9 protein-coding genes and 1 riboswitch are annotated in these 12,645 nt (G+C 71.8%); of the genes, 4 read left to right on the top strand and 5 right to left on the bottom strand.

Going from position 1 to position 12,645, the window contains the following annotated elements; all coding sequences use genetic code 11:
• Positions 1 to 237: 237 nt before the first annotated feature.
• Together CCN56_RS05690 and CCN56_RS05685 are read left to right on the top strand one after the other, a co-directional pair.
• Positions 238 to 1,044: a carbon-nitrogen hydrolase family protein gene (locus CCN56_RS05690; protein WP_086824199.1), complete on the top strand. Its 807-nt coding sequence runs from the start codon at positions 238 to 240 to the stop codon at positions 1,042 to 1,044.
• Positions 1,045 to 1,103: 59 nt separating this feature from the next.
• On the top strand, positions 1,104 to 2,801 hold the full coding sequence (locus CCN56_RS05685; RefSeq protein ID WP_086824198.1) for an NAD(P)/FAD-dependent oxidoreductase: 1,698 nt from the start codon (positions 1,104 to 1,106) through the stop codon (positions 2,799 to 2,801).
• A gap of 9 nt (positions 2,802 to 2,810) precedes the next feature.
• Here CCN56_RS05685 and CCN56_RS05680 read toward each other — a convergent pair whose 3' ends face one another.
• The 3 genes from CCN56_RS05680 to CCN56_RS05670 all read right to left on the bottom strand — a co-directional run bounded on the left by CCN56_RS05680 (position 2,811) and on the right by CCN56_RS05670 (position 6,334).
• On the bottom strand, positions 2,811 to 3,518 hold the full coding sequence (locus CCN56_RS05680; RefSeq protein WP_086824196.1) for a DUF5995 family protein: 708 nt from the start codon (positions 3,516 to 3,518) through the stop codon (positions 2,811 to 2,813).
• Positions 3,519 to 3,591: 73 nt separating this feature from the next.
• Entirely contained in the window at positions 3,592 to 4,986 is a 1,395-nt protein-coding gene (locus tag CCN56_RS05675) for a uracil-xanthine permease family protein (RefSeq protein WP_086824194.1), read from the bottom strand.
• A gap of 109 nt (positions 4,987 to 5,095) precedes the next feature.
• Positions 5,096 to 6,334, bottom strand: coding sequence for an MFS transporter (locus CCN56_RS05670; RefSeq protein ID WP_086824192.1), 1,239 nt, complete (start codon positions 6,332 to 6,334; stop codon positions 5,096 to 5,098).
• A 110-nt stretch (positions 6,335 to 6,444) separates the two neighbouring features.
• Between CCN56_RS05670 and CCN56_RS05665 the strand changes: the two genes are divergently transcribed.
• Positions 6,445 to 7,569 (top strand): ROK family transcriptional regulator, encoded by a 1,125-nt coding sequence (locus CCN56_RS05665; protein ID WP_086824190.1) that lies wholly within the window; start codon positions 6,445 to 6,447, stop codon positions 7,567 to 7,569.
• Positions 7,570 to 7,769: 200 nt separating this feature from the next.
• Here CCN56_RS05665 and CCN56_RS05660 read toward each other — a convergent pair whose 3' ends face one another.
• Together CCN56_RS05660 and CCN56_RS05655 are read right to left on the bottom strand one after the other, a co-directional pair.
• Positions 7,770 to 8,510, bottom strand: a complete 741-nt coding sequence (locus tag CCN56_RS05660; RefSeq protein ID WP_086824188.1) for an SDR family oxidoreductase — start codon at positions 8,508 to 8,510, stop codon at positions 7,770 to 7,772.
• 132 nt (positions 8,511 to 8,642) lie between these two features.
• Positions 8,643 to 11,012 carry a chitinase C-terminal domain-containing protein gene (locus CCN56_RS05655; protein ID WP_086824186.1) on the bottom strand — a complete coding sequence of 790 codons (2,370 nt, stop codon included), beginning with the start codon at positions 11,010 to 11,012 and terminating at the stop codon, positions 8,643 to 8,645.
• A gap of 244 nt (positions 11,013 to 11,256) precedes the next feature.
• Positions 11,257 to 11,387, top strand: a riboswitch (FMN riboswitch).
• 176 nt (positions 11,388 to 11,563) lie between these two features.
• Between CCN56_RS05655 and ribD the strand changes: the two genes are divergently transcribed.
• On the top strand, positions 11,564 to 12,643 hold the full coding sequence (gene ribD / locus CCN56_RS05650) for a bifunctional diaminohydroxyphosphoribosylaminopyrimidine deaminase/5-amino-6-(5-phosphoribosylamino)uracil reductase RibD (RefSeq protein ID WP_086824184.1): 1,080 nt from the start codon (positions 11,564 to 11,566) through the stop codon (positions 12,641 to 12,643).
• Positions 12,644 to 12,645: the final 2 nt, after the last annotated feature.

Raw genomic sequence — 12,645 nt, 5'->3', positions numbered from 1 at the left:
ACGGCTCCCCCGCCGCCCGGGCGTCGGACCGCAGGACGGTCCTCGGTCCGACGCCCGGGCGGCGGGGGAGCCGTACGACCCCGGTCGGAGCCGTATGCAACGAATCGACGCCCCGGCCGCCGATCGCGCAACGGTTCGACGGTCGGTCCGCAACGCCTCCGCCTTGTCCCGGGAGAGCGCGAAACCGTACCGTTTTTGACGTCTTCCCCCTCAACTTTCGACCCCCGAGGATCGCCGATGCCCGCGCTGCGCACCGCCCTGCTCCAGAGCTCCGGTGAGCTCGGTGACGTGGCCGCCAACCTCAAGATCCTCGACGAGGCCGCCGCCCGCGCCGCGGCCGCCGGCGCGAGCGTGCTGCTCGCCCCCGAGCTGTTCCTCACCGGCTACGCCATCGGCGCCGACATCGCGCGCCTGGCCGAGCCGGCCGACGGCCCCTCCGCCCGCGCCGTCGCGGCGATCGCGGTGCGCCACGGCCTGGCCGTCGGCTACGGCTACCCGGAGCGCGACACCGAGCGGCACGGCGTCCTGTACAACTCCGCGCAGCTCATCGGCGCCGACGGCGCCCCGCTCGCGCAGTACCGCAAGACCCACCTCTTCGGCGACTTCGAGCTGAAGTGGTTCACCCCCGGCGACCGCGCCGTCGTCCAGGCGGAGCTCGACGGCCTCACCGTCGGCATGATGATCTGCTACGACGTCGAGTTCCCCGAGAACGTCCGGGCGCACGCCCTGGCCGGTACGGACCTCCTCCTCGTACCGACCGCGCTCATGCATCCCGCCGAGGTCGTGCCCCTCTCGGTGGTGCCGGTCCGCGCCTTCGAGAACCAGCTCTACATCGCGTACGCCAACCGGACCGGCCCCGAGGGCGCCTTCGAGTTCGTCGGCCTCTCCACCCTGGCCGGCCCCGACGGCACCGCCCGGGCCCGCGCCGGACGCGGCGAGGACCTCGTCCTCGGCGACGTCGACCCGGCCTTCCTCGCGGCCTCCCGCCAGGAGAACCCCTACCTCCGCGACCGGCGCCCGGACCTCTACGGCCCCCTCGTCTGAACCGGCCCTCCCCCTCCCCGCCTGATCTCTTTCTTTTCCGTGCAAGGAGTCCGTACCCCATGACGTCCACGGTGCCCACGACCGCCGTCCCCCACAGCGACGGCCAGCCGCCGATCACCATGTTCGGTCCGGACTTCCCGTACGCCTACGACGACTTCCTGGCCCACCCGGCCGGGCTCGGCCAGATACCGGCCACCGAGCACGGCACCGAGGTCGCCGTCATCGGCGGCGGTCTCTCCGGCATCATCGCCGCGTACGAGCTCATGAAGATGGGCCTCAAGCCCGTCGTCTACGAGGCCGACCAGATCGGCGGCCGGCTGCGCACCGTCGGCTTCGAGGGCACCGGCACCGAGGGCCTCACCGCCGAGATGGGCGCCATGCGCTTCCCGCCCTCCTCGACCGCGCTCCAGCACTACATCGACCTCGTCGGCCTGGAGACCAAGCCCTTCCCGAACCCGCTCGCCGAGTCGACCCCGTCGACCGTCGTCGACCTCAAGGGCGAGTCGCACTACGCCACCACCGTCGACGACCTCCCGCAGGTCTACCGCGACGTGATGAACGCGTGGAACGCCTGTCTGGACGAGGGCGCCGACTTCTCCGACATGAACCAGGCCATGCGCGAGCGCGACGTCCCGCGCATCCGCGAGATCTGGTCGAAGCTCGTCGAGAAGCTCGACAACCAGACCTTCTACGGTTTCCTCTGCGAGTCCGAGGCGTTCAAGTCCTTCCGGCACCGCGAGATCTTCGGCCAGGTCGGCTTCGGCACCGGCGGCTGGGACACCGACTTCCCCAACTCCATCCTGGAGATCCTCCGCGTCGTCTACACCGAGGCCGACGACCACCACCGCGGCATCGTCGGCGGCTCGCAGCAGCTGCCGCTGCGCCTGTGGGAGCGCGAGCCGGAGAAGATCGTCCACTGGGCGCCGGGCACCTCGCTCAGCTCCCTGCACGAGGGCGCCCCGAAGCCGGCCGTGACCCGGCTGAACCGGACCGCCGGCAACCGGATCACGGTCACCGACGCCTCCGGCGACATCCGTACGTACCAGGCGGCGATCTTCACGGCCCAGTCCTGGATGCTGCTGTCCAAGATCGCCTGCGACGACTCGCTCTTCCCGATCGACCACTGGACCGCGATCGAGCGCACCCACTACATGGAGTCCTCGAAGCTGTTCGTCCCCGTCGACCGGCCGTTCTGGCTGGACAAGGACGAGGAGACCGGCCGGGACGTCATGTCGATGACGCTCACCGACCGGATGACCCGCGGCACCTACCTCCTGGACGACGGCCCGGACAAGCCGGCCACGATCTGCCTCTCGTACACCTGGTGCGACGACAGCCTGAAGTGGCTGCCGCTCTCGGCGAACGAGCGGATGGAGGTCATGCTGAAGTCGCTCGGCGAGATCTACCCGAAGGTCGACATCCGGAAGCACATCATCGGCAACCCGGTGACGGTCTCCTGGGAGAACGAGCCCTACTTCATGGGCGCCTTCAAGGCGAACCTGCCGGGCCACTACCGCTACCAGCGCCGCCTGTTCACGCACTTCATGCAGGACCGCCTGCCCGAGGACAAGCGGGGCATCTTCCTCGCCGGCGACGACATCTCCTGGACGGCCGGCTGGGCCGAGGGTGCGGTGCAGACGGCGCTCAACGCGGTCTGGGGCGTCATGCACCACTTCGGCGGCGCGACCGACGGCACCAACCCGGGTCCGGGCGACGTGTACGACGAGATCGCCCCGGTCGAGCTGCCGGAGGACTGATCCCGGTTCCTAAGGGCGTGCCAGTGGGGTGAGCAGCATCCGCCCCACCAGGCCCACCGACCGGTCGAGGCGTTCGGTGAACTCCTCGGCCAGGTCGGGCAACCGCCGCAGCTGCCACAGCGAGCGGGCGGCGAGCCAGGCCCCGTCGCGGGCCCGGTCCAGGCTCCAGCAGCCGAGCAGATGCGTCAGCGGGTCCGCGATCTCCAGGAGGTCCGGGCCCGGCATCAGTTCCTCCCTGATGCGCTCCTCCAGGAGGACGAGGACGTCGCCGACCCGGTCGAACTCGTCCTCCAGGTCGGCCGGCGCGCACTCCAGGATCCGGCAGGCGTCGACCACCGCGAGCGCCAGGTCGTGGCCGATGTGGGCGTTGATCCCGGCGAGCGCGAACTGCAGCGGCCGTACGCCGGGATGGCGCCGGTAGTGGAAGAGGGGCCGCCAGCAGGCGGGCGGTGAGATTCCGGTGGCGACCGCGTCGACCGCCGCGAGATACCGCTCGGCGAACCGTACGTCGAGGGTGGCGGCGGCCCGCCGGTCGGCGAAGGTGCCCGCATCGAGGGCGTGGCCGATCTCCTCGGTGACCGTCAGATAGACCCGGTTGAACACGGCGACCCCGTCGGCCGGATGCCAGGCCGCGCGGAGCGCCCGCATCCGGTCCACCACGGGGTCGACCGCGACGAACTGGCCGATCCGTTCTTCGGTCCACTGGGTCTGCGCCATGGGGGCAGGCTCCCAGCCGCCGGGCCCGGGAGGGTACTCCTCGGGCCCGGCTTCCCCAGAACGGGCGAATCACTCAGTTCTTCGACACGTCTTCCGCGTTCGTCTCGTACGAGCTGGTGCCCGCGTCCAGGAGCGGTTCCTGGGTCTTGAGGTGGGTCGGGGCGAAGGCGCGCAGCACGTGGTAGCCGGTGATGACGACGATCGTGCCGAGCGCGATGCCGCCCAGCTCGAAGGTGTCGGTGAAGTGCAGCTTCACGCCGCCGACGCCGATGATGATGCCGGCGGCGGCCGGGACCAGGTTGAGCGGGTTGCGCAGGTCGACCTCGGCGTTGATCCAGATCTGGGCGCCGAGCAGACCGATCATGCCGTAGAGGATCACGGTGATGCCGCCGAGGACGCCGCCGGGGATCGCGGCGACGACCGCGCCGAACTTGGGGCAGAGGCCGAAGAGCAGCGCGAAGCCGGCGGCGGCCCAGTAGGCGGCGGTCGAGTAGACCCGGGTGGCGGCCATGACGCCGATGTTCTCGGAGTACGTGGTGTTCGGCGGGCCACCCACACCGGTGGAGAGCATGGACGCGACGCCGTCGGCGGCGATCGCGGTGCCGAGCTGGTCGTCGAGCGAGGTGCCGGTCATCTCGCCGACGGCCTTGACGTGTCCGGCGTTCTCCGCGATCAGCGCGATGACGACGGGCAGCGCGACCAGGATCGCGGACCACTCGAAGCTCGGGCCGTGCAGGGACGGCAGGCCGATCCAGTCGGCCTTGGCGACGCCGGAGAGGTCGAGCCGCCAGTGGTCGGTGACCTGGCCGCCCGGGGACATCGAGTGGATCTTGCCGAAGACGAGGTCGAAGACCCAGGAGATGCCGTAGCCGAAGACCAGGCCGAGGAAGATCGCGATCCGGGACCAGAAGCCGCGCAGACAGACCACGGCCAGACCGGTGAACAGCATCACCAGCAGGGCCGTCCACTGGTCCTGGGGCCAGTACGTCGAGGCGGTGACCGGCGCCAGGTTGAAGCCGATCAGCATGACGACCGCGCCGGTCACGATCGGCGGCATCGCCGCGTGGATGATCCGCGCGCCGAACTTCCGGACCGCGAGACCGGCCAGGAAGAGCACCGCGCCCACGACGAACACCGCACCGGTGACGGTGGCACTGGTGCCGCCGGAGGCCCGGATGGCGGCGGCGACGCCGACGAAGGAGAGCGAGCAGCCCAGGTAGGACGGGACGGTGCCGCGGGTCGCGAGCAGGAAGATCGCGGTGGCGACACCGGACATCATGATCGCGAGGTTCGGGTCGAGACCCATGAGGACCGGGGCCACGAACGACGCCCCGAACATCGCCACGACGTGCTGGGCGCCGAGGCCGACCGTACGGGGCCAGGAGAGCCGTTCGTCCGGGCGGACGACGGCTCCCGGAGCGGGTGTTCTCCCGTCGCCGTGCAGGGTCCAGCGCACGCCGAGGTTCATGAGGTCGCTCCCGTTCTCCGGTTCCGGCGGCCGCGTCGGGACCGCAAAAGATCAGCCATCATGGTAGGCGCCGCCGCCGGACGGAGTTCTCGACGATTCGTCCCGGGACCTAGCCCACCGGCCCGGCGTCCCGGCCCACCGGCCCCGTGCTCTTCGCCGGCGCCGGTGCCGGTGTCGACGACGCCGTCTCCCTGCCGCCGGTCCTGAGCACTCCCGCGCCGAGCACCAGCCCCAGGGCGAGCAGGGTGACCAGGCCGAAGGAGAAGACGAGGGAGGTCGCGTCGGCGATGCCGCCGATCGCCGAGGGGGCGATCAGACCCGAGGTGTACGTGATGGTGGCGACGCCCGCGATGGCCTGGCTCGGGTTCGGGCCGCTGCGCCCGGCCGCGGCGAAGGCCAGCGGGACGACGACCGCGATCCCGAGTCCGATCAGACCGAATCCGGCCATCGCCACGGCGGCGTGCGGGGCGAGGACGACCAGGACCCCGCCGAGGGTGGCGACGGCGCCCCCGACCCGTACCGTACGGACCGCCCCGAAGCGGTCCACCACGCGGTCGCCGACCAGCCGCGCCACCGCCATCGTCAGCGCGAAGGCGGTCGTGGAGGCGGCCGCGAGCCCCGCCGAGCTGTCCAGCTCGTCGCGGAGGTAGACGGCCGACCAGTCGAGGCTGGCGCCCTCGGCGAACACCCCGCAGAAGCCGATGGCGCCGATGATCAGAGCGGACCTCGGCGGCAGCGAGAAGCGCGGCGGCGCCTCCTCCTCCGGGGTGCTGCGGACGTCGAGCACGCCCTGGCAGAAGACCAGGCCGAGCGCGGTGAGCACGAGGGCGGCGATCAGGTGGTGCAGCCGGGCGTCGCCGCCGAGGTGGGCGGCGACCGTGCCGGCGGCGGAGCCGAGCAGGGCGCCCACGCTCCACATGCCGTGCAGGCTCGACATGATGGACCGGCCGAGCCGGTTCTCGGTCTCGACGCCCAGCGCGTTCATCGCCACGTCGGACATGCCCGCGGTCGCCCCGTACACGAGGAGCGCGCCGCACAGCCCCCAGACGTTCGGGGCGAGCGAGGGCAGGGTGAGGGCGAGCGTCCACAGGGCGAGCAGGCCGCGCAGCGCCGTGCGGGCGCCGAAGCGGTGCGAGACGGTCCCGGCCAGCGGCATCGCGAGAGAGGCGCCGAGTGCGGGGAAGGCGAGCGCGAGCCCGAGCTGTCCGGCGCTGACGCCCGCGTGCTCCTGGATCCAGGGGATCCGGGTCGCGAAGCTCCCGGTGACCGAGCCGTGCACGCAGAAGACGGCGGCGACGGCGAAGCGTGCCCGCCGGAGGCGATCGGTGGTGACGGTCTCCGCCGCCATGGGCCCTCCCTGTGGTCGTGGTGTGCCGCGTAAACTATCAGGAACCCTGCCTGATAAATAGACCGCAGTGAGGGCCTCCGGGTCCGATCCGAGTCTGAGAGGATCGCCGCATGGCCGCATCCCCGAGCACCGCACGAGCCATCAACGACCGGTTCGCCCTGCGACTGCTCCAGGACGAAGGCCCGTTGACGGCCACTCAGCTCAAGACGCTCACCGGGCTCTCCCGCCCGACCGTCGCCGACCTCGTCGAGCGGCTCCAGGGCTCCGGGCTCGTCCACGTCGTCGGCGAGGCCGGGGCCGAGCGCCGCGGTCCCAACGCCAAGCTGTACGGGATCGTCGCCGACCGCGCCCACCTCGCCGCCCTCGACGTCCGGACCCGCTCGGTCTCCGTCGCCGTCGCCGACCTCCTCGGCACCACCCTCGCCGAGGCCTCCGTCCCCGTCGGCGACGACAGCCCCACGGGACCCGCCGTCGAGAAGGCGGTCGCGCTCCTGGAGCGGACCGTGAAGGAGGCGGGCGCCGACCGGCTGCACAGCGTCGCCGTCGGCGCCCCCGGGCTCATCGACCCCGCCACCGGCGAGCTGCGCGACTCCTCGGGGCTGCCCGCCTGGCACCGGCGGCTCGTCGGCGTCCTCCAGGAACGGCTGCCCGCCCACGTCCTCGTCGAGAACGAGACCAACCTCGCCGCCGTCGCCGAGCTCCGCGAGGGCGCGGCCAGCGACCGCGAGGACTTCGTCCTGCTCTGGCTCGGCCAGGGCGTCGGCGCCGCCGTCGTCCTCGACGGCCGCCTGCGCCGGGGCGCCTCCGGCGGCGCGGGGGAGATCGGCTTCCTGCCGGTCCCCGGCACCTCCGGACTCCCCTCGGCCACCGGCTGCGACGGCGGCTTCCACGAGCTGGCCTGCGCGGCGGCCGTCGACGCCCTCGCCGCCGCCCACGGCCTCGACCCGGCTGGCGCGCTCGCCTCGGGCCACGGACCCTTCCTCGACGCCCTCGCCCGCCGCCTCGCCGTCGGCGCGGCCGCCGTCGTCTCCGTCCTTGACCCCGGCTGCGTGGTCCTCGCCGGGGAGACCGGCCACCAGGGCGGCCCCGGACTCGCCGCGCGCGTGGAGGCCGAACTCGCGGCGCTCTCCCCACTGCGCACGGAGGTCCGCGCCACCGCACTCGGTGACGCGGCGGTCCTGCGCGGCGCGCTCCTCCGGGCGCGGGACGCGGCGCAGGACGAGCTGTTCCCCTAGGGCCTGTCTGACCATTCCCGTCGGGTCCGGCCCGCCCGGCACGCACGCTCGCCGCACGGCCGAAACGCCCGAGTAGCTCCTTCCCCAAGCTCTCGGCTTCGCTCGAGCAGGGGAGACCCCGTCCGAGGGCGCCCCTGCCGCACGCCGATCGCACGCACCGGACGCCCCGGCCTGATCCGACGCGAATGGTCGGACAGGCCCTAGGAGCCGAACCGCCGGGCGAGGAACTCCTCGAACGTCACCCGGCCCACCGCGCGGTCCGGCGCCAGGAGTCCGCCGCGCCGCAGCTCCCGGTAGACCCGGCCCGACAGCGGCACCTCCACGCGTCGGCGCCGACGGCCACTCGCCCGCAGATAGGCGCGGGCCAGCTCGTCGAAGGTGAGGATCTCCGGGCCGGCCATGTCCTCCACCCGGCCCGCCGGAGGCCCCGCGGCCAGCTCGGCGAGGCGCGCGGCCGCCTCCGTGACCTCCATCGGCTGGGACCGGACCTCCTTGGGCAGCAGCATGACGGGCGGCTTGACGAGGACCTGGAGCAGCTGGAGGGCGAGGTCGTGGAACTGGGTGGCGCGCAGCAGGGTCCACGGGATGCCGGACCCCTGGATCATGCGCTCCACGGCGTACTTGGTGCGGAAGTAGCCGAGCGGTACCCGGTCGATCCCGACGATCGAGATGTACAGCAGGTGCGGGACCCCGGCCAGGCGCACGGCCTCGATCAGGAGGCGGGCGGCTTCCTTGTCGCCGCGCCGGATGTTGCTGCAGTGGACGACCGCGTCCGCCCCGGCGACCGCCCGGTCGAGCAGCGGCCCGCCCTTGCGCAGGTCGACCGCGAACGGCGGTGAGTGCCGGCTGAGCACCCGTACCTCGTGGCCGTCCGCGCGCAGCCGCTCGCAGACGGGCCGTCCGAGCGTTCCCGTGCCGCCGGTCACCAGGATCGTGCTCATGTCTTCAGCCTGACCGCCCCGGAGCGGGAACGCGACCGCGCCGCGCCCCGGACAGGGGAGCGCGGCGCGGAGAGGGGCCCGGCGGCGGCAAGGGCCGTGAGTGTCCGCCGCCGGGGGTTCGAACGGGGTGCGTCAGCAGGCGCCGAGGTCCTTCCAGACGCCCCAGTCGCCGGTCGTGCCCGGCTCCTCGTTCTGGGTCCACCACTGGGCCTTCCACTGGTGGCCCTTGTGGGAGACCACGGTGCCGGCGGTGTAGACCTGGCCGGCCACGTACGCCGGTGCGGTGCAGGTGCCACCGGTCGGGGTCGGCGTGGGGGTCGGCGTCGTGGTGGTCGGGCTCGGCGTGGGCGTCGTGGTGGTCGGCGTCGGCGTCGGGGTCGAGCCGCCCGGCTCCACGACCGTCGTGCCGCGCGCCAGGTCGCCGGCGAGGGCGTACGTCGTGCCGTTGATGTTCACCGTCCAGTTGGAGGGGGTGGACACCGGCAGGTAGTAGTTGAAGGCCAGGTCGACCGTCGCGCCCGGGGCCAGCGACTGCCAGGCCGGGAGCTTCAGGGAGACGCGGTGGAAGTCGCCCTTCAGGCCGCCCACGTTGCTGCCCGTGTGGTCGCTGCTGATGACCTTCGTGCCGAAGCCGGACTGGTCGGAGGCGTTGTTCGGGGCCGAGGTGCCGTAGTCGAACTGGAACTCCGTGCCGCCGGGCAGCGTCGTCGCCGTGTTGTTGGTGATCTTGATCTTCGGCGTGATCGGGTAGTTCGAGTCGCCCAGCTTGAACTCGGTGAACTGGGTGTCGATCTTCACGGCCTGGGTCGGCAGCGCCTTGTTGGACTTCTTCGCGCCGTACGGGGTGGCCGCCTTGAACTTGTCGTACATCAGCGAGGTGAGCGTGGAGCCCATCTCGTACTGGCCCTTGGTCGCGTTCCAGGCGTAGTCGCCGGCCATCTCCCAGACCATGGTGCCGCCGATGCCGCGGTCGACCACGTAGTCGGCCTTCGCGGCCACGGACTGCTCGTCCTCGGTGGAGAGGAAGACCTTCTTCTCGGCGTTCCACAGCCACGGCGCGACCAGGGTCGAGTCGTACTTGCGGGCGTACGTGCCGGTCAGCGTGGTGCTCGCCGGGAAGCCGTACTGGGTGACGTAGTCGCCGACGATCCCCTTCTCCAGGTTCTTGGCATGCCACATCGGGTTGGAACCGGCGGGCGACTCGGCGCCGTTGGAGTCCTTGTCGTGCCACAGGTTGTCGATGCCCGAGGCGCCGTCACCGCACTTGGTGAGGCCGGAGCCGGCCGGGCAGGTGGTCGTGGCGGCCTTGCCCCACAGGCCGTCCGTGCCGCCCTGCACGTTCTTGAAGCCGCGGGTGTAGTACGGCAGGCCGATGTTGATGCGGCCGGCCGGCATCGAGCCGCGGAAGTAGTGGTACGCCCAGTCGGTGTTGAGGTAGCCGATGCCGCCGTACTGCGAGGTGGAGTACACGCTCGCGGCGGCCAGCTCGCCGTCCTTGCCGTCGTCGAAGAGGGAGGCGTTGGGGCCGACGTACTCGTTCCAGGCGCCGTGCAGGTCGTAGGACATGATGTTGACGTAGTCCAGGTACTTCTGCATCTGGAAGGTCTCCATGCCGCGCAGCAGGTAGCCGGAGGAGGGGGCGGCGACGGTCAGCAGGTAGTGCCTGCCGTCGGCGGCGCCGGCCGTGTCCAGCTTCTCGCGCAGGGACTTCATGAGGGCCGCGTAGCCCTGCACGAGCCCGGCGCGGCGCGCGTTGGAGATCTGCCAGTCGAGCGGGTTGCCCGAGTCCTTCATCGTCGTCGGGTACTCGTAGTCGATGTCGACGCCGTTGAACCCGTACTTCCGGATGAAGTCGACGGCCGAGTTCGCGAAGGTGTCGATCCCGGCCTGGTTGACCGAACCGTCGGCGTTGGTTGCCATCGAGTAGAAGCCGCCGGAGCTCACCCGGTTGCCGCTGTCGTCGAAGTAGCCGCCGGTCTCCGCCCAGCCGCCGACCGAGATCAGCGTCTTGACGTTCGGGTGCTGCTTCTTGAACTTGTTGAGCAGGTTGAAGTGGCCCTTGTAGGAGTACGCGGGGTCCATCTCGGCACCCGCGACACCGGGCCAGGTCATCCCGGTGGCCGCGTTGTCGGGACCGTCCGTGCCCACGGAGAGCTTGTTGTCGCCGCCGATGTGGCCGAAGGCGTAGTTGATGTGGGTGATCTTGTCCCACGGGATGTCCTTGGCCAGGTAGGCGGGCTGACCGTTCTTGCCGGTGCGCCAGCCGGTGAAGTAGCCGATGACCCGGCGCTGGTGGTCCGCGCCCATCTTCTCGCGGCCCTCGGTGTCGTAGACCGAGCAGTACGGCACGTCGACGCCGGGGGTCTTGTAGAGCCCGTCGGGGCGACAGGACTCGTTGTCGGCCGCGTACGAGACGCCGCCGGAGAGCGAGCTGAGCAGCAGCCCGGCGACGGCCGCGCCGGACGCGAGCAGCGAGGCCCTCTTGGTCGTGGGGGACAGCACGATCGGTCCTCCTGGGGAGGTCAAAGAAACACGCAACGAACAGGGGGGTGGTACGTGTTGGGCCCGTGGAGTGCGCACGCCGACGGACCGTTACCTCGGAGGTGACACGGAGATTAAGAGGACTAGACCAGTGCGTCAATAGGTCTGGACCAAAGAAGGTGGCCGGGAGGTTCTGTGAGCCAGCCCACAAGGTTCCGGTCTATCGCCTCACGCGAGCCGTGGCACACTGGCCCTGTATCAGCAGCAGCGCACTCCGGGGTCGGTGTAATTCCGAACCGGCGGTATAGTCCGCGACCCGTCCGCAAGCCAGCGGCCGGTTGACCAGGTGAAATTCCTGGACCGACGGTGAAAGTCCGGATGGGAGGCAGTGCGCGGCGGGTGACCCCTCTCAGGGGTGTGCCGGCCGTACGTCCGCTGGTCGCCGTGTCGTCACCGATCGGCGTACCCGCGAGGACGCGGCCTTTCGGCGCACCCTGTGCGAGGTGTCCTTCCCGCTCTCTGTCGTCATCGACAGGCCCCGGAGTCCGTGCCCGAAGAGGCAGGAGGACCCGGTGGCCCAGCAGGCCGACATCACCGCCATGCGACGCGCCGTCGAGCTCGCCGCACGCGGACTCGGCGCCACCAGCCCCAACCCGGTCGTCGGCTGCGTCATCACCGACGCCTCCGGACACCAGGTCGGCGAAGGCTTCCACCAGCGCGCCGGCGGCCCCCACGCCGAGGTCCACGCCCTGCGCGCGGCCGGCGTCCTGGCCCGCGGCGGCACCGCCTACGTCACCCTCGAACCCTGTGACCACACCGGCCGCACCGGCCCCTGCTCCCAGGCCCTCATCGAGGCCGGGATCAGCCGGGTCGTGTACGCGGTCGGCGACCCGAACCCGCAGGCCACGGGCGGTGCCGACACCCTCCGCGCCGCCGGGATCGAGGTCGAGCAGGGGCTCCTGGAGGCCGAGGCCGAGGCCGGCAACCTCGCCTGGCTCACCTCCGTGCGCCGCGGCCGCCCCTTCGTCCGCTGGAAGTACGCCGCCACCCTCGACGGCCGGATCGCCGCCGCCGACGGCACCTCCCGCTGGATCAGCTCCGCCGAGTCCCGCGCCGACGTCCACCGGCTCCGCGCCGAGGCCGACGCCGTCGTCGTCGGCGGCGGGACGCTGCGCACGGACGACCCGCACCTCGCCGTCCGCGGCATCGAGAACGCCACCCAGCCGCTGCGGGTCGCCCTCGACGCCCGCGCCGAGCTCCTGCCCACCGCACGGATCCTCGACGACGCCGCGCCCACCCTGCTGGTCGTCGGCGAGGACGCCGACACCCGGCACCTGCCCGACGTCGAACTGCTCCGGCTGCCCCTGCACGACGGTCGCATCGGCGTGCACGAGCTGCTCACCCCGCTGCACGCGCGCGGTGTCCGCTCGATCCTCCTCGAAGGCGGCCCCACCCTCGCGGGCGCCTTCATCGCCGCGGGCGCCGTCGACCAGGTCGTCGGCTACCTCGCCCCGGTCCTCCTCGGCGCGGGCCCCGCCGCCCTCGCCGACGCCGGAATCACCACCATCACCGAAGCGTTGCGGCTCGACATCACCGAGACCGCGCACATCGGACCCGATATCCGCATCACCGCCACCCTCAAGGGAGCCTGACC

Source organism: Streptomyces sp. NRRL B-24572 (assembly GCF_002156145.1).
Lineage (GTDB): Bacteria > Actinomycetota > Actinomycetes > Streptomycetales > Streptomycetaceae > Streptomyces > Streptomyces vietnamensis.
Note: the sequence above shows the minus strand (reverse complement) of the source record. Positions and strands in the feature narration are given on the sequence as shown.